Here is a 17,564-nt window from a genome sequence, read left to right on the forward strand (position 1 = left end):
TGACGGAGCGGTCCGCAAGGTCCACTCTGATCGGTGAACATGCACGGACGAGTGATCGGCAGTCTCACGTCAGTTTCTGAATTCGACCCTCAGTTACACCCGACTCGACATTTCCAGAGTAAGGGTGTACTTTTGGACGTTGCGCTGGCTGCCTCCTGTCCACCCCTCGTCTCAACCGCTGCGAAGTCAAGTACTTCTTGCTTTCTGCGACGGGTTTCGTTCGGGTTGTAACCAGCGAAATTCGAAGCAGATACAGCGGCGGTCGCAACAGCACGGAGCGGCCCGCGTGAGGTGCTGGAAGGACGCATCTTGGCAGTCTCTAGCCAGACCAAGGCAGTTTCCGGAATCCCCGGAGCCCCGAAGAGGGTTTCGTTCGCGAAAGTTCGCGAACCCCTCGAAGTTCCCGGGCTTCTTGACGTACAGACAGATTCGTTCGAGTGGCTGATCGGCGCGCAGAGTTGGCGCGAACGAGCAGCGGCACTCGGCGACAATGCAGTGTCCGGTGGTCTCGAGGACATCCTCGCGGAGCTTTCTCCGATCGAGGATTTCAACGGCACTATGTCGCTGTCCTTCTCCGACCCTCGATTCGACGAGGTCAAGGCCTCGACGGACGAGTGCAAAGACAAGGACATGACCTACGCGGCGCCTTTGTTCGTCACCGCGGAGTTCATCAACAACAACACTGGTGAGATCAAGAGCCAGACGGTCTTCATGGGAGATTTCCCGATGATGACCGACAAGGGCACCTTCATCATCAACGGCACCGAGCGCGTGGTCGTCTCGCAGCTCGTGCGTTCCCCCGGTGTGTACTTCGACATGAGCGTCGACAAGAGCACCGAGAAGGATCTGCACAGCGTCAAGGTGATCCCGGGTCGCGGCGCATGGCTCGAGTTCGACGTCGACAAGCGCGACACCGTTGGTGTCCGTATCGACCGCAAGCGTCGTCAGCCTGTCACCGTCCTGCTCAAGGCACTCGGCTGGACCACCGAGCAGATCACGGAGCGCTTCGGCTTCTCCGAGATCCTCATGGCCACGCTGGAGAAGGACAACACCGCCGGCACCGATGAGGCGTTGCTCGACATCTACCGCAAGCTGCGTCCGGGCGAGCCCCCCACCAAGGAGAGCGCGCAGACCCTGCTGGAGAACCTGTTCTTCAAGGACAAGCGCTACGACCTCGCTCGCGTGGGTCGTTACAAGATCAACAAGAAGCTCGGCCTGAACGCGGGTCAGCCGATCGTTGCATCCACTCTCACCGAAGAAGACATCGTCGCCACCGTCGAGTACCTCGTGCGTCTGCACGCAGGTGACACCTCGATGACGGCTCCGGGCGGCGTCGAGGTTCCCGTCGAGGTCGACGACATCGACCACTTCGGCAACCGTCGTCTGCGTACGGTCGGCGAGCTCATCCAGAACCAGATCCGCGTGGGCTTGTCCCGCATGGAGCGTGTGGTTCGTGAGCGCATGACCACGCAGGACGTCGAGGCAATCACGCCTCAGACGCTGATCAACATCCGTCCCGTCGTCGCTGCGATCAGGGAGTTCTTCGGAACCTCCCAGCTGTCGCAGTTCATGGACCAGAACAACCCGCTGTCGGGGCTGACGCACAAGCGTCGTCTGTCCGCCCTCGGCCCGGGTGGTCTGTCCCGTGAGCGCGCCGGCCTCGAGGTTCGCGACGTTCACCCGTCGCACTACGGCCGCATGTGCCCGATCGAGACCCCGGAAGGCCCGAACATCGGCCTGATCGGTTCGCTGTCGGTCTACGCACGCGTCAACCCGTTCGGTTTCATCGAGACCCCGTACCGTCGCGTCGTCGACGGACAGGTGACCGACGAGGTCGACTACCTGACCGCTGACGAAGAAGACCGCCACGTGGTCGCGCAGGCCAACTCGGCCATCGACCGCGAGGGTCGCTTCACCGACTCGAAGATTCTCGTCCGCCGTAAGGGTGGCGAGGTCGAGTTCGTCGCGTCCTCCGACATCGACTACATGGACGTTTCGCCGCGTCAGATGGTGTCGGTCGCAACCGCGATGATTCCGTTCCTCGAGCACGACGATGCAAACCGTGCCCTGATGGGCGCGAACATGCAGCGTCAGGCTGTCCCGCTGGTTCGCAGCGAGGCACCTCTCGTCGGAACCGGCATGGAGCTGCGTGCAGCTGTGGATGCCGGCGACGTCATCATCACCGAGAAGACCGGTGTCGTGGAGGAGATCTCCGCGGACTACGTCACGGTGATGGCTGACGACGGAAGCCGCAAGACGTACCGGATGCGCAAGTTCGCGCGTTCCAACCAGGGCACCTGCGCCAACCAGCGTCCGATCGTGGACGAGGGACAGCGTGTCGAGGCCGGCCAGGTTCTGGCCGACGGCCCTTGCACCGAGAACGGTGAGATGGCGCTGGGCAAGAACTTGCTCGTCGCGATCATGCCGTGGGAAGGCCACAACTACGAGGACGCGATCATTCTGTCGCAGCGTCTCGTGGAAGAGGACGTCCTGACCTCGATTCACATCGAGGAGCACGAGATCGATGCCCGCGACACCAAGCTCGGTGCCGAGGAAATCACTCGCGACATCCCGAACGTCTCCGACGAGGTCCTCGCTGACCTCGACGAGCGCGGCATCATCCGTATCGGTGCCGAGGTTCGTGACGGCGACGTGCTGGTCGGAAAGGTCACGCCGAAGGGCGAGACCGAGCTGACCCCCGAAGAGCGCCTCCTTCGCGCCATCTTCGGTGAGAAGGCTCGCGAGGTTCGTGACACGTCCCTCAAGGTTCCTCACGGTGAGACCGGCAAGGTCATCGGAATCCGCGTGTTCTCGCGTGACGAAGACGACGATCTGCCTCCCGGTGTCAACGAGTTGGTCCGCGTCTACGTGGCACAGAAGCGCAAGATCCAGGACGGCGACAAGCTCGCCGGCCGCCACGGCAACAAGGGCGTCATCGGCAAGATCCTGCCGCAGGAAGACATGCCGTTCCTCTCGGACGGCACGCCTGTCGACATCATCTTGAACACGCACGGCGTCCCGCGTCGTATGAACATCGGCCAGGTCTTGGAGACCCACCTCGGGTGGATCGGCAAGACCGGCTGGAACGTTCAGATCGCGTCCGACGGCTCTCGTCCCGACTGGGCTGCGACCCTGCCGGAAGAGATGCTGTCCGCTCCGGCCGACTCGAACATCGCCACCCCGGTGTTCGACGGTGCGAAGGAAGACGAGCTCACCGGTCTCCTCGGCGCGACGCTGCCTAACCGTGACGGCGAGCAGATGGTCGGACCCGACGGAAAGGCCACCTTGTTCGACGGCCGCTCCGGCGAGCCGTTCCCGTACCCGGTCTCGGTCGGTTACATGTACATCATCAAGCTGCACCACTTGGTCGACGACAAGATCCACGCTCGTTCGACCGGTCCGTACTCGATGATCACGCAGCAGCCTCTCGGTGGTAAGGCCCAGTTCGGTGGCCAGCGCTTCGGTGAGATGGAGTGCTGGGCGATGCAGGCCTACGGCGCGGCTTACACGCTGCAGGAACTGCTGACCATCAAGTCTGACGACGTGGTCGGTCGAGTCAAGGTGTACGAAGCCATCGTCAAGGGCGAGAACATCCCCGAACCCGGCATCCCCGAGTCGTTCAAGGTGCTCCTCAAGGAGCTCCAGTCGCTCTGTCTCAACGTGGAGGTGCTGTCCTCGGACGGCGCGGCCATCACGATGGCGGACGGCGACGACGAGGACTTGGAGCGGGCCGCAGCGAACCTGGGCATCAACCTGTCCAGGAACGAAGCTGCGACGGTCGACGACCTCGCGAACTAGGTTTCGGTCCCCGGGTTGCTCTTGAAAGAGCGGCCCGGGGGCGTAGTTCACATTTGAATTGGCAGTCAGGTTGCCGGGTGACCGGCAACCGTAACCCCAACGGGGAAAGGAAGTTACGTGCTCGACGTCAACTTCTTCGATGAACTCCGCATTGGCTTGGCCAGTGCAGAGGACATCCGCAATTGGTCCTACGGCGAGGTCAAGAAGCCGGAGACCATCAACTACCGCACGCTCAAGCCCGAGAAGGACGGCCTCTTCTGCGAGAAGATCTTCGGCCCCACCCGGGACTGGGAGTGCTACTGCGGTAAGTACAAGCGTGTCCGCTTCAAGGGCATCATCTGTGAGCGCTGTGGCGTCGAGGTCACTCGCGCCAAGGTTCGTCGTGAGCGCATGGGTCACATCGAACTGGCCGCACCGGTCACGCACATCTGGTACTTCAAGGGTGTTCCGAGCCGTCTCGGTTACCTGCTCGACCTGGCTCCGAAGGATCTCGAAAAGATCATCTACTTCGCTGCCTACGTCATCGTCGGCGTCGACGAGGAGCTCCGTCACAACGAGCTGTCCACCCTCGAAGCCGAGATGCAGGTCGAGAAGAAGACCGTCGCAGATCAGCGTGACGCCGATCTCGAGGCACGTGCGCAGAAGCTCGAAGCCGACATTGCCGAGCTGGAGGCAGAGGGCGCGAAGTCCGATGTCCGCCGCAAGGTCAAGGACGGCGGCGAGCGCGAAATGCGTCAGCTCCGTGACCGCGCGCAGCGTGAGCTGGATCGTCTCGACGAGATCTGGACCACCTTCACCAAGCTGAGCGTCAAGCAGCTCATCATCGACGAGCTCCTGTACCGCGAGCTGGTCGACCGTTACGGCGAGTACTTCACGGGTGCGATGGGCGCAGAGTCCATCCAGATCCTGATGCAGAACTTCGACCTCGACGCCGAGGCAGAGTCTCTCCGCGAGACCATCCGCAGCGGCAAGGGCCAGAAGAAGCTGCGTGCACTCAAGCGCCTCAAGGTGGTTGCGGCTTTCCAGACCAACGGCAACTCGCCGATGGGCATGGTCCTCAACGCTGTTCCGGTGATCCCGCCGGAGCTTCGCCCGATGGTTCAGCTCGACGGTGGACGTTTCGCGACGTCCGACCTCAACGACCTGTACCGCCGCGTCATCAACCGCAACAACCGCCTCAAGCGACTGATCGACCTCGGTGCTCCCGAGATCATCGTCAACAACGAGAAGCGGATGCTGCAGGAGTCCGTCGACGCCCTGTTCGACAACGGCCGTCGTGGACGTCCGGTCACCGGACCGGGTAACCGCCCGCTGAAGTCCCTGAGCGATCTGCTCAAGGGCAAGCAGGGTCGTTTCCGTCAGAACCTGCTCGGTAAGCGCGTCGACTACTCGGGTCGTTCCGTGATCGTCGTCGGTCCTCAGCTCAAGCTGCACCAGTGTGGCCTGCCCAAGCTGATGGCTCTCGAGCTGTTCAAGCCGTTCGTGATGAAGCGTCTGGTCGATCTCAACCACGCGCAGAACATCAAGTCTGCAAAGCGCATGGTCGAGCGCAAGCGCGTCCAGGTGTGGGACGTCCTCGAAGAGGTCATCGCCGAGCACCCCGTGCTGCTCAACCGTGCACCTACGCTGCACCGTCTGGGTATCCAGGCATTCGAGCCGCAGCTCGTCGAGGGCAAGGCCATTCAGCTCCACCCGCTGGTGTGTGAGGCCTTCAACGCCGACTTCGACGGTGACCAGATGGCTGTTCACCTCCCGCTGTCGGCAGAGGCTCAGGCCGAGGCACGCATCTTGATGCTGTCCTCGAACAACATCCTCTCGCCTGCTTCGGGTCGCCCGCTCGCCATGCCGCGTCTGGACATGGTCACGGGTCTGTTCCACCTGACCCGTCTCGACGAGGGTGTCACCGGTGAGCTCGTTGCTCCGACCAACGACGAGGCAGAGCAGGGCGTGTACTCCTCGCCCGCCGAGGCTCAGATGGCAGTCGACCGCGGCGCGCTCTCGGTTCAGGCTCAGATCAAGGTGCGTCTGACGCAGCAGCGTCCGCCGCGCGACCTCGAGAACGAACTGTTCCCCGAGGGCTGGAACTACGGTGACGGCTGGACCGCCACCACGACACTCGGCCGTGTGCTCTTCAACGAGCTGCTTCCGGCGGACTACCCGTTCGTCAACGAGCAGATGCCGAAGAAGCGCCAGGCGACGATCATCAACGATCTCGCCGAGCGGTACCCGATGATCGTGGTTGCTCAGACCGTCGACAAGCTCAAGGACGTCGGGTTCTACTGGGCCACCCGTTCGGGTGTCACGGTCTCGATTTCCGACGTGCTCGTGCCGCCGGAGAAGCCTGCCATCATCGAGGACTTCGAGGCTCAGGCCGACAAGATCGAGAAGCAGTACCAGCGTGGTGCTCTGGACAAGAAGGAGCGCAACAGCGCTCTGGTCACCATTTGGCAGGAAGCGACCGACAAGGTCGGCAAGGCCATGGAGGCTCATTTCCCCGACAGCAACCCGATCCCGATGATCGTGAAGTCCGGCGCAGCCGGCAACATGACTCAGGTTCGCTCGCTCGCCGGTATGAAGGGTCTGGTGACAAACCCGAAGGGTGAGTTCATCCCGCGTCCGATCAAGTCTTCCTTCAAGGAAGGCCTGACCGTTCTCGAGTACTTCATCAACACGCACGGTGCTCGCAAGGGTCTGGCCGATACCGCACTCCGCACCGCCGACTCGGGTTACCTGACCCGTCGTCTGGTGGACGTTTCGCAGGACGTCATCGTCCGCGAGGTCGACTGTGGAACAGAGCGCGGCATCGTCACCACGATCGCCGAGAAGCAGGCCGACGGCACGATGATCCGCGATGCTCACGTGGAGACCAGCACGTACGCCCGTACCTTGGCGGCCGATGCAGTCGACGCGAACGGCACCGTCATCGTCGAGCGTGGCCACGATCTCGGTGACCCCGCGATCGATGCTCTGCTCGAAGCCGGCATCACGACGGTCAAGGTCCGCTCGGTCCTGACCTGCACCACCGGCACCGGCGTTTGCGCCACTTGCTACGGCCGCTCGATGGCCACCGGCAAGCTGGTCGACATCGGTGAGGCTGTCGGTATCGTCGCCGCTCAGTCGATCGGTGAGCCCGGTACCCAGCTGACCATGCGTACCTTCCACCAGGGTGGTGTCGCAGGAGATGACATCACCGGCGGTCTGCCGCGTGTCCAGGAGCTGTTCGAGGCACGTGTGCCCAAGGGCAAGGCTCCTATCGCGGACGTCACCGGTCGGGTACAGCTCGAAGACGGCGATCGTTTCTACAAGATCACCATCGTTCCGGACGACGGCGGCGAAGAGGTTGTCTACGACAAGCTCAGCAAGCGTCAGCGTCTGCGCGTCTTCAAGCACGCCGACGGTCGCGAAAGCCTCTTGGCTGACGGTGACCACGTCGAGGTCGGACAGCAGCTCATGGAAGGTGCTGCCGATCCCCACGAGGTCCTGCGAGTCATGGGTCCGCGTCAGGTTCAGATCCACTTGGTCAACGAGGTCCAGGAGGTGTACCGGAGCCAGGGTGTGTCGATCCACGACAAGCACATCGAGGTCATCGTGCGCCAGATGCTTCGTCGCGTGACGATCATCGATTCCGGTGCCACCGAGTTCCTGCCCGGTTCGCTCACCGAGCGCGCCGAGTTCGAGTCGGCAAACCGCCGCGTTGTCGCCGAGGGTGGCGAGCCCGCAGCCGGCCGTCCGGTGCTCATGGGTATCACGAAGGCGTCGCTCGCGACGGATTCGTGGCTGTCCGCGGCATCGTTCCAGGAGACCACTCGTGTCTTGACCGACGCGGCTATCAACTGCCGTTCGGACAAGCTGATCGGTCTGAAGGAAAATGTCATCATCGGCAAGCTGATCCCTGCCGGTACCGGTATCAACCGTTACCGCAACATCCAGGTTCAGCCCACCGAAGAGGCACGCGCCGCTGCTTACGCAGTGCCGTCGTACGACGACCAGTACTACAGCCCGGACGGCTTCGGCCAGAACACCGGTGCTGCAGTTCCGCTGGACGACTACGGCTTCAGCAACGACTACCGCTAGCGGTTAGTTCGTAGAAAATCCCCCCACCTCGAAAGAGGCGGGGGGATTTTTCATGGCAGGAGTCGTTCGTGTTCAGGAGTTATTGCCGCTGAGGTCCGGGATGACGATCTCCTGGACAGCCCACTTGTTGCCGTCGGGGTCGGCGAAGTAGATGAACCGTCCCCAGGCCTGGTCGTCGATCGGGCTGATGTCGATGCCGCGGCTCTTGAACTCGCGCTCGGCCTCTTCGATGTCTTTGACCACTACCTGCATGCCGACGACGGAACCGGGCTCGGCGTCGGTGATTCCCTTGCCGATGCAGATCGAGCAGGCGGAGCCGGGTGGTGTCAGCTGGACGAATCGCAGGTCCTCGCTGACCGTGTGATCGTGGTCGGCATTGAAGCCGAGGCGGACGTAGAAGTCCTTGGCGCGGTCGATGTCGGTGACGGGAATGGCGACCAGTTCGAGCTTGATGTCCATGACGTGCCCTTCATGTGATGGTGAATTCCGGCGACAGGTCCAGTGTTGCGGGTATTGCGGTCAGAAACGGTCCTCGTTCGGCGCCCGGATGAAAGTTTCCGAATTCCTTGTTGCTCCGAGAGTGCTTCTCTCACTGCTCGACCGATCCCGAACCAGGAGCGGATACCCCGACTCCGCAGCTCTGACGCATTCCGTCGAACGCGCCGCGCACGCCGACGCGCTCGGCTACCACCGGTTCTGGGTGGCCGAGCATCACGCAGTGCCCGGGATCGGGAGCGGGTCGCCGGCAGTACTGCTCGCCGCGATCGGCGCGCAGACGCGCGAGATCAGACTCGGGAGCGGTGGGGTCATGCTGCCGAATCACCAACCACTGATCGTCGCCGAGCAGTTCTTGATGCTGGAGGCTCTGTACCCGGGACGAATCGATCTCGGCCTCGGTCGATCGCTGGGATTCACGGAGCCTGTTCGTCAGGCATTACGACGCAGCAAGGATGCTCCGGACACGTTTGCGTCGGATCTGGAAGAGGTGCGGCGCTACCTTGACGGATCCGCGCCTGTGACGGCACGGCCGGCGTCGGAGACCGGGGTGCCGATCTTCGTGCTCGCGACGCGCACGGGCCTGGAAGTGGCAGCGCAACTGGGGCTTCCGGTGGTCGTGGGTGGGCCGATACTCGGAATCGGGGGTACCGGCCGGGTGGATGCACTGGACGAGTACCGCCGGGCTTTCCGGGCCACCGACGCTCATCCCGAACCCTATGTGGTGGTCTCTCTCGAGGTGGCGGTTGCCGATACCACCGACGCGGCGCGTGAGTTGCTGATCCCGGAGGCATACGCACTCGCAGAATCGTCACGGACAGGGGAGTTTCCGCCGCTGGTGTCACCGGACGAGATCAGGCACGCCCCGCGCAGTGACCGAAACGCCAGGCGGATCGAGTCGTTCATGGCGTCGGCGCTCCACGGGACGCCCGTCGAGGTGAAGCAGCAACTTCACGATCTGGCCGAGCGGACCGGTGCCGACGAAGTGTTGGCGTCGACGTCGACGTACGACCGTGACGCGCTTGCACTTTCGGACCGCATGCTACGTGAGGTGCTCTAGCGGTGTGGTTGATCTAACGAGGCACGTGAAACTCGAGCAGCGTCGCGACGGAGTCGTCGAGGTCGGTCCACGGCACCGGTACGGAGAGGACGGCGATCGCCGAAGTCGGGAACTTGTCGCGGATACGTTGGGCCGCTTCGGAGTTTTCGTTCGATGCGAGATCGAGTGCAGTCCAGGGAATTCCGGGTTCGTGTCCGACGATCAGGAGCGTCTTGACGTGGTCGGACGTGGTTCGCGCAGCTGCAATGACGTCTGCGGGTGAGCCGCCGTAGATGGACTTCTCGAATCCGGCGGGAGCTTCGATTCCCGTCGAGGCAAGAGTTTCGACGGTCCGCCGGGAGGTGGAGCACAGGACGGCGTCGACGGGCGGGACGTTTTCGCGGATCCATTCGCCGCCGATGCGGGCCTCGCGCAGGCCCCGTTCGGCGAGCGGACGCTCGTGATCACGGATGCCCTCGGGGTAGCTGGACTTGCCGTGTCGCATGAGGACGAGGGTGCGGTGGTCGGCCATGCGTTCACGGTATCCGCTTTATGCCCGCCAGTCCGGTTACTCTGGATGGTCAGGACCTTGAAGGAGGTTTTCGATGGCCGGTAAGAAGCTCGATCGAACTAATGCCCGAACTGCACTCGAGTTTGTACGCGAAAGCCCCACCATCGCTTTCATCACCGTTGCCCCGGCAGTGGTCGTGTTCGGCGTGGTGTGGTGGCTCTTCGGTTTCTGGGCCGCGATTCTTCTCGCGTTGGTGTTCGGTGTCGCGGCTGTCGCGACCCAGAAACTGCGTTAGAGGGCGCTCACCTGCGCAACTGCGCGGAGCGCTTCGCCGACCAGGAACCAGACCGTGACGGTCTTGTCGTCGACGCGGCTGCGCAGGACGACGTCGTCGCTGGAGACGATGGGGGAGAGGTACTCGATCAGTGCTCGATGCGGAACCGTACGCAGTTCGGTGCGAGCGCTGAGGACCTCTTCGACCGCCTGCCAGTAGACGGCGTTGTTGACGTGGTCGAACGGGTCGATGTCGGTGGCGCGCAGAGCGAACGGCGTGTCGAGAACACCAGCGTCGTCCGCCTCCGGTGCGTTCTCGGCAAGGACACGCTTCCACTTCAGACGATGCTCGTCGGTGGATTCTTCCAACGGCCGCATGAAGTCGTCGCTCATCCGGGTGGGCATGCCTGACTCGGCGCTGATGTTGATCCAGAAACCTTCGGTCTCCATCAGGGCGCCGTTGCTGCCGTCGAAGCGCACGCGCATGTTCGCCCATCTCGTGGAGAAGCCGGAGCACCAGCGAGTCATCGTCAACTCTTCCGGCCAGATCGCCGGGCGTACGACATCGACGACCGTACGACGCACGATCCAGAGCGGATGGGTGTCGATGGCGCCCGCGGCTTCGATGTTGTCGTTGCCGATGTCCTGCAGGTAGCGGGCGACGGCGTCGAGCCTGACCTGCTTGGCGACGTCGATGTCGCCGGTGCGGACCGGGCGGGACTTGACGAAGATCGGTCCTCTGTCGGGCTGCTGCGCGAGCGTGAGATCTGGGTTCACGTGAGATTCCTGTTCGCTGGAGTGAGCCGATTCTGTCAGGCTTTTCAGCGAGTGGCGATTATCTGCTTTCCGCAGCCGGAACCGTCGACCATTCGTGCCACGGCGACGGCGGTGTCGGCAAGGGGATGAACGGAGTCGATCACCGGGGTGATGTCTCCGGCGTCGATCATCTGCGTCAGGACCTCCAGATCTTCGGCGTTCTCCGAAGCGATGAGGGTGCCCATTTTCTGAGATATGAACGGAGACAAGCAGTGTGCGCGGATCTGGCGATCGATTCCGCCGAGCCACCGTCCGCCGTTCTCGCCGCCGACGATTACCAGCGTTCCAGTGCGTGTGAGCGCTCGTCGTAGGTCTCGCAGTCGGCGGTTGCCGCCGGTGTCGATGATGACGTCGTATCGATGTGATCCGTCGGTGGCGTCGTCGACGCGGTAGTCGAGAACCTCGTCGACTCCGAGGGAGCGGACGGTGTCGGTTTTCGAGGTGCTGCATACGCCGGTGACGTGAGCGCCCATGGCTTGTGCCACCTGCACCGCGTAGATCCCGACGCCACCGGATGCGCCGAGTACGAGGACGGATTGCCCCGCCTGCACGCGGCCGTGGTCGCGTACGGCTTGCAGCGCTGTAAGGGCGGAGACCGGCACCGCTGCTGCTTGTGCGAACGACAACCGGGCAGGTTTTGCGGCAATCTTGGTTTCGAGTGCGCGTGCGTATTCCGCAAACGAACCGACCGCGATCCCGTACACCTCCTGGCCGACTGCCACGCGGGTAACCGAGCTGCCGACGGCCTCGACGCGGCCGGACACGTCCAGCCCGCGGACCCGATTTTTGGGTGCGCGCAGTCCGAAACCGGCTAGGCGCAACGGATATGGCAGTCCGGCCATGAGATGCCATGCCCCGCGGTCGACGGACGCGGCCTCGACGCGTATCAGCACTTCGTTGTCGGCGACAGCGGGCCGCGGAATGCGGTCGACGTAGAGAACGTCGGCCTCGCCGTAGCGATCCTGTACGACGGCCGTCATCAGTTCCTTCGCCATGCGAGTCTCCGTTCGTCGAATACTTACGTCGTAAGTATTGCACTTACGGTGTAAGTTCTGTCAACGTGGAAAAGCGCGCAAGATTGACCCGAGACGACGTTGTACGCGCTGCTGTCGCGCTTGCCGATTCCGTCGGAATCGATTCGATGACCATGCGCAAGCTGGGGACCGAACTGGGCGTCGAGGCGATGTCTCTGTACAACCATGTTTCCGACAAGGGGGATCTGCTCGACAGAATGGTCGATGCGGTCTTCGCGGAGATCGATCTGCCGACGCCGGGACACCCGTGGCGCACGGAACTCCACGCGCGAGCGGTATCGACGCGGGAAGTGTTGGGGAGGCACCCGTGGGCAACTCCGTTGATGGAGTCCCGAACGACGCCTGGTCCCGCGACCCTGCGCCACCACGACGCCGTCATCGGAACACTACGCGCCGCAGAATTTCCGGTTGCCCTTGCTGCGCACGCCTTTTCGATCATGGATGCGTACATCTACGGCTTTGTGCTCCAAGAGGTGAGTCTGCCGTTCGAAACCGCGCAGGAAACGACGGAACTGGCGAACGCGATCATGGGGTCGTTCGAGAGCGGTCAGTATCCGCACCTGGCCGAGTTGACCACCGAGCATGTCCTGGCGCCCGGATACAGCTATGCCGCCGAATTCGCTTTCGGTCTGGATCTGATTCTCGACGGTCTCGACCGTCTGCACATCGGGAGTGAACGATGATCTGACGTGTGTACCGGGTTAAAGTCGAGAAAACCGGGTTACCGGTCCAGACTTCAGATGTCCCGAAGAGGAGCTTTCTGTGCGCGCCATGGTGGTTACGGAACTGTCCGGTCCCGAAGGAATTGTCGCGCAGGAGGTTCCCGAGCCCGCCGCCGAAGGTCTCGTCCTCATCGATGTGAAGGCCAGCGGTGTCTGCTTTCCGGATCTGCTGATCACCTACGGCAAGTACCAGATCCGCCCGGAACCGCCGTTCATTCCCGGAGCGGAGATCTCGGGCGTCGTGGTCTCCGCGCCGGAGGGATCGGGTTTCGCTCCGGGTGATCGTGTTCTCGCGGCCGCGTATCTGGGTGGGTATGCAGAGCGGATTGCCGTCAACCCGGCGCAGGTGCTTCGAATTCCGGACGGACTCGCTTTCGACGAGGCGGCGTCGCTGATCATCAATTATCAGACGATGGAGTTTGCGCTCGCTCGTCGCGCGAAGATCGTCGCGGGGGAGACGGTCGTTGTACTCGGCGCTGCGGGCGGTGTCGGAACGGCAACCATCCAGCTGGCCAAGGCACACGGTGCCCGGGTGATCGCGGTGGTACGACGCGAGGGCGTCGAGGACTTCCTTCGTGAGCTCGGCGCCGACGAGGTGGTCCCGCTTGCCCAGGGATGGGGCGAGCGTATTCGGGAACTGACCGACGGCGTCGGCGCGCAGATCGTCGTGGATCCGGTGGGCGGCGACGCGTTCGACGACGCGGTGCGTGTTCTGGCGCCGGAGGGCCGTCTTGTGGTGATCGGATTTGCCGGTGGCGGCATCCCCGAGGTCAAGGTGAACCGGGTGCTGTTCCGCAACATCAGCATTGTCGGAGCCGCGTGGGGCGAGTTCACACGCACCAATCCCGAAGCGGTAGCCGAGGTGCACGCATCGCTGGTAGAACACGTCCGAAACGGCTTGCGACCCCTGGTCAAGGCACGGTATCCCCTTGCTGATGCAGCAGTTGCCCTGGCTGATCTCGAAAGCGGCAAAGTTCTCGGAAAGGCCATCTTGCTGCAGGAATGATTCTTCGCAACGTGATGGTGGTCACCAAATAATAAGTTGCAACATGTTTTCATTTGGGCAATAGTTGCAACCGCACTACCATTTGCCAGGTGATCGCTTCCGATTCTGATGACCTGTATGGAGCACTCGACGAGTTGTTCACTCGCCTGATGAGCGCCGGTGATTCGGAGTCGATCGATGCGTTGATCGAGCTGGATCTCTCGTTCTCTCAGGTGCGTGTGCTGTTCGTGCTTGCGCAACGTGATGCGGCGATCCCGATCAACGAGGTTGCCGACGAGCTTCGGCTCTCGGTGGCAGCGACGGGGCGGAACATCGATCAGCTCGTGAACATGGGTCTGGTCGATCGCCGTGAAGACGAGCGGGACCGACGCGTCAAGCGGGTTTCCTTGTCGGAGGCCGGTCGTAAGGTGACGACCAACCACATCGAGTGCAAGCGCGGCCAGCTTCGTGAATTCGCGTCGCGTGTTCCTGAGCCAGAGCGGATTCGTCTGTTCGAGGCTCTCAAGCCCATTCTCGCGGGTGACTATCTGCGAGCACTTAACCAGGAGACTTCGCGATGACATCGCCGAACGCGCCGGCACCGGCGTCCGACAAACTTGACGGGGCGGTCCTCAAGATCGCTTCCGTGGTGGTGCTCGGCGCCATCATGTCGATTCTCGACGTAACCGTGGTGAGCGTCGCGCTCACCACTTTTGCCGAGGACTTCGAAACTTCGTACGCCACCGTCGCGTGGACGATGACGGCGTACACCCTCGCTTTGGCGACGGTCATTCCGGTTACCGGCTGGGCTGCCGACCGTTTCGGTACCAAGCGCCTGTACATGACGGCCCTGGTGCTGTTCGTGCTCGGTTCGGTCGCCTGTGCGATGGCGTGGGACATCACCTCGCTCATCGGCTTCCGCGTGCTTCAGGGCCTCGGCGGCGGCATGTTGATGCCGCTCGGTATGACGATCATGACCCGGGCTGCCGGTCCGGACCGCGTCGGTCGCGTCATGGCAGTTCTCGGTATCCCGATGCTGCTCGGCCCCATCGGTGGCCCGATCCTCGGTGGTTGGCTGATCGAGGCCGCGAGCTGGCACTGGATCTTCCTCATCAACCTGCCGATCGGCATCATCGCGTTGGCAGCGGCATTCATCATCTTGCCGTCGGACAAGGCGAAGCCTTCGGAGTCCTTCGACTTCCTCGGCATGATCCTGCTTTCGCCCGGCCTCGCGCTGTTCTTGTTCGGTGTGTCGTCCATTCCCGAGGTGGGAACCGTTGCGTCGGCTCGGGTTCTGGTGTCGGCCGGTATCGGTCTGGCGCTGATCATCGCCTTCGTGTTCCACGCGCTCAACAAGGATCACCCGCTGATCGACCTGCACCTGTTCAAGAACCGTCAGCTGACCACCGCCGTCATCACGACGTCGCTGTTCATCGTCGCGTTCATGGGAGCCGGGTTGCTGTTCCCGAGCTACTTCATTCAGGTCGGCGGTCACACCACGCTCGCTGCCGGGTTGCTCATGGCTCCGCAGGGTCTGGGCGCCATGGTGACCATGCCCATCGCCGGTCGACTGGTCGACAAGATCGGCCCGGGCAAGATCGTCCTGACCGGTTTGCCGTTGATTCTCATCGGTTTGGGTGTGTTCACGCAGGTCGCTTCCGACTCGCCGACGTGGCTGTTGATGGGCGCACTGTTCGTCATGGGCCTCGGTATGGGTTGCACCATGATGCCGCTGATGACCGCAGCTATCGTGACGCTTTCCAACGAGCAGATCGCTCGCGGCTCCACCCTGATGAACATCGTTCAGCAGACCGCAGGTTCGATCGGTACCGCCGTGATGTCGGTGGTCTTGACCAACCAGCTTCTCGATCGTGGACTCGATACGACGATGGTCGGAGCGGCGTCGCACATTCCGACCGAACCGGGAAGTCCGCAGGAGTCCGCTGCAGATTCGATTCTCAGCGCGGCGTCGGATGCCTTCGGTAACACCTTCCTCGTTGCCACTGTGCTGATCGTCCTGACCCTCATCCCGGCGTTCTTCCTGCCGCGGAGCAAGACCACCAGGCCGGTGGCCGAGGGCGAGACGGCAACGCCGATCGTCATGCACTGACCGCTTTTCGATAGATCGTTCGTCCGGTGAGGGCGGCACACATCTTGTGTGCCGCCCTCACCTTTTGCCGTGGAATAGAGCTTGATGGTTGAATGTTTGATCAGTTACATGCAAACGCATGGATCTAGTTCGCGGAGGAGCAACCATGCAGTTCGGAATCTTCACGGTCGGTGACGTCACCACTGATCCCACGACGGGGACGACCCCGACAGAGCACGAGCGCATCAAGGCCATGACGACCATCGCCAAGCACGCCGAGGAAGTCGGCCTCGACGTCTTCGCGACCGGCGAGCATCACAACAAGCCGTTCGTGCCGTCATCGCCGACCACGATGCTCGGATACATCGCGGCCCAGACCGAGAAGATCACCCTTTCCACGTCCACGACGCTGATCACCACCAACGACCCGGTGAAGATCGCCGAGGACTACGCGATGCTTCAACACCTCGCCGAGGGGCGCGTCGATCTGATGATGGGACGCGGGAACACCGCGCCGGTCTACCCGTGGTTCGGCAAGGACATTCGCGCCGGCATCCCGTTGGCGCTCGAGAACTATCAACTTCTGCGCCGGCTGTGGGACGAGGAGGTCGTGAACTGGCAGGGGGAGTACCGCACTCCGCTCCAGGGATTCACGTCGACGCCGCGCCCGCTGGACGGCATCGCGCCGTTCGTGTGGCACGGTTCGATCCGTAGCCCCGAGATCGCCGAGATCGCGGCTTATCACGGCGACGGATTCTTCGCCAACAACATCTTCTGGCCGAAAGAGCACTACATCGAGCTGATCAATCTCTACCGCCGGCGTTACGAGCATTACGGCCATGGGTCGGCGGATCAGGCGATCGTCGGACTCGGTGGTCAGGTCTTCATGCGCAAGAACAGTCAGGACGCGGTCAAGGAATTCCGTCCGTATTTCGACAATGCTCCGGTGTACGGACACGGCCCCTCACTCGAAGAGTTCACCGAGCAGACGCCGCTGACCGTCGGTTCCCCTAAGCAGGTCATCGAGAAGACGTTGGCGTTCGCCGATTTCTTCGGTGACTATCAGCGCCAGCTGTTCCTGATGGATCACGCCGGGCTGCCGCTGAAGACCGTGCTCGAGCAGCTCGATCTGCTCGGTGAGGAAGTTGTTCCGGTTCTGCGCCGTGAGTTCGCGGCCAGGCGGCCCGCACATGTGCCGGACAACCCGCCCACTCACGCGTCGATGAAGGCAGCTCGTGAGGCAAGCAGTGTCACTGCCTGACGAGCAACCGCTTGACGTTCCGGTCAGTACCACCGAACTCGCCACCGACGCCTGGGAAGCACTGTTTCGCGCCCAGGTGTCGGTGCTGCGGCGGCTGGCCGCCGATGACGTCTGGGATCAGGTGACGATGCGCGAGTACGACGTGCTGTTCACTCTCAGTCTCGCGCCGCGGAACTGCCTGCGCCTGCATGACCTGAATCGGGAGATTCTGTTGAGCCAACCGTCGCTCAGTCGCTTGGTGGAGCGGCTGGAGGGCGAAGGTCTGGTATCGAGGAGTGTTGATCCGCGCGATCGCCGCGGCACGGTCGTGCAACTCACCGAAGCGGGTGCAGCGCTGCAGAAATCAGTGGGCCGCCGCCATGCAGCGAGCATTCGGCGCCACGTCGGACCAGCGTTGGACGCCGATGAACTCCGGCAACTAGCGGAATTGTGCACGCGTCTGCGTCTCGCGCAGTCATGACTAGAGG

The 17,564-nt window shown here is 62.7% G+C and carries 14 protein-coding genes; 10 read left to right on the forward strand and 4 right to left on the reverse strand.

What is annotated here, in order from left to right; translation table 11 throughout:
* Nucleotides 1–291 precede the first annotated feature (291 nt).
* Both rpoB and ABWI03_RS10285 read left to right on the forward strand, forming a co-directional pair.
* Nucleotides 292–3,798, forward strand: a complete 3,507-nt coding sequence (gene rpoB / locus ABWI03_RS10280) for a DNA-directed RNA polymerase subunit beta (protein WP_003942068.1) — start codon at nucleotides 292–294, stop codon at nucleotides 3,796–3,798.
* A 117-nt stretch (nucleotides 3,799–3,915) separates the two neighbouring features.
* Complete coding sequence (locus ABWI03_RS10285; protein WP_003941914.1) at nucleotides 3,916–7,872, forward strand: DNA-directed RNA polymerase subunit beta'; 3,957 nt, start codon at nucleotides 3,916–3,918, stop codon at nucleotides 7,870–7,872.
* 72 nt (nucleotides 7,873–7,944) lie between these two features.
* Here ABWI03_RS10285 and ABWI03_RS10290 read toward each other — a convergent pair whose 3' ends face one another.
* Nucleotides 7,945–8,331 (reverse strand): glyoxalase superfamily protein, encoded by a 387-nt coding sequence (locus tag ABWI03_RS10290; RefSeq protein WP_200315913.1) that lies wholly within the window; start codon nucleotides 8,329–8,331, stop codon nucleotides 7,945–7,947.
* Between the two features lie 88 nt (nucleotides 8,332–8,419).
* On the opposite strand from ABWI03_RS10290, the gene ABWI03_RS10295 reads away from it, so the two are divergent.
* Complete coding sequence (locus ABWI03_RS10295; RefSeq protein ID WP_298774256.1) at nucleotides 8,420–9,427, forward strand: LLM class flavin-dependent oxidoreductase; 1,008 nt, start codon at nucleotides 8,420–8,422, stop codon at nucleotides 9,425–9,427.
* A gap of 13 nt (nucleotides 9,428–9,440) precedes the next feature.
* Here the strand turns inward: ABWI03_RS10295 and ABWI03_RS10300 are convergent, their stop codons facing one another.
* Entirely contained in the window at nucleotides 9,441–9,938 is a 498-nt protein-coding gene (locus ABWI03_RS10300; RefSeq protein WP_124568231.1) for a SixA phosphatase family protein, read from the reverse strand.
* A 73-nt stretch (nucleotides 9,939–10,011) separates the two neighbouring features.
* Here ABWI03_RS10300 and ABWI03_RS10305 point away from each other — a divergent pair, with 73 nt between their 5' ends.
* A complete protein-coding gene (locus tag ABWI03_RS10305) occupies nucleotides 10,012–10,212 on the forward strand; it encodes a hypothetical protein (protein WP_298774260.1) in 201 nt (66 codons plus the stop codon).
* Here ABWI03_RS10305 and ABWI03_RS10310 read toward each other — a convergent pair.
* Together ABWI03_RS10310 and ABWI03_RS10315 are read right to left on the reverse strand one after the other, a co-directional pair.
* Nucleotides 10,209–10,967 (reverse strand): acyl-[acyl-carrier-protein] thioesterase, encoded by a 759-nt coding sequence (locus tag ABWI03_RS10310; RefSeq protein WP_007728423.1) that lies wholly within the window; start codon nucleotides 10,965–10,967, stop codon nucleotides 10,209–10,211. The two genes, ABWI03_RS10305 and ABWI03_RS10310, sit on opposite strands and share 4 nt — an antisense overlap.
* Before the next feature lie 44 nt (nucleotides 10,968–11,011).
* Nucleotides 11,012–12,001: an NAD(P)-dependent alcohol dehydrogenase gene (locus tag ABWI03_RS10315; RefSeq protein WP_298774262.1), complete on the reverse strand. Its 990-nt coding sequence runs from the start codon at nucleotides 11,999–12,001 to the stop codon at nucleotides 11,012–11,014.
* Between the two features lie 65 nt (nucleotides 12,002–12,066).
* Here ABWI03_RS10315 and ABWI03_RS10320 point away from each other — a divergent pair, with 65 nt between their 5' ends.
* The 6 genes from ABWI03_RS10320 to ABWI03_RS10345 all read left to right on the forward strand — a co-directional run bounded on the left by ABWI03_RS10320 (nucleotide 12,067) and on the right by ABWI03_RS10345 (nucleotide 17,557).
* A complete protein-coding gene (locus ABWI03_RS10320) occupies nucleotides 12,067–12,723 on the forward strand; it encodes a TetR/AcrR family transcriptional regulator C-terminal domain-containing protein (RefSeq protein WP_298774264.1) in 657 nt (218 codons plus the stop codon).
* A gap of 79 nt (nucleotides 12,724–12,802) precedes the next feature.
* On the forward strand, nucleotides 12,803–13,768 hold the full coding sequence (locus ABWI03_RS10325; protein WP_200315905.1) for an NADPH:quinone oxidoreductase family protein: 966 nt from the start codon (nucleotides 12,803–12,805) through the stop codon (nucleotides 13,766–13,768).
* Nucleotides 13,769–13,857: 89 nt separating this feature from the next.
* Complete coding sequence (locus ABWI03_RS10330; protein WP_003941890.1) at nucleotides 13,858–14,328, forward strand: MarR family winged helix-turn-helix transcriptional regulator; 471 nt, start codon at nucleotides 13,858–13,860, stop codon at nucleotides 14,326–14,328.
* A complete protein-coding gene (locus ABWI03_RS10335) occupies nucleotides 14,325–15,857 on the forward strand; it encodes a DHA2 family efflux MFS transporter permease subunit (protein WP_050656395.1) in 1,533 nt (510 codons plus the stop codon). The genes ABWI03_RS10330 and ABWI03_RS10335 overlap by 4 nt, the downstream gene beginning before the upstream one ends.
* 145 nt (nucleotides 15,858–16,002) lie before the next feature.
* Nucleotides 16,003–17,097 (forward strand): LLM class flavin-dependent oxidoreductase, encoded by a 1,095-nt coding sequence (locus ABWI03_RS10340; protein WP_298774270.1) that lies wholly within the window; start codon nucleotides 16,003–16,005, stop codon nucleotides 17,095–17,097.
* The gene (locus ABWI03_RS10345; protein WP_124568269.1) at nucleotides 17,084–17,557 is read left to right on the forward strand and encodes a MarR family winged helix-turn-helix transcriptional regulator; all 474 of its coding nucleotides are present in this window, start codon (nucleotides 17,084–17,086) and stop codon (nucleotides 17,555–17,557) included. Before ABWI03_RS10340 ends, ABWI03_RS10345 begins: the two co-directional genes overlap by 14 nt.
* The last annotated feature ends 7 nt before the right edge of the window (nucleotides 17,558–17,564 follow it).

Origin of the sequence: Rhodococcus baikonurensis (assembly GCF_040489275.1) — a bacterium.
GTDB lineage: Bacteria > Actinomycetota > Actinomycetes > Mycobacteriales > Mycobacteriaceae > Rhodococcus_F > Rhodococcus_F baikonurensis.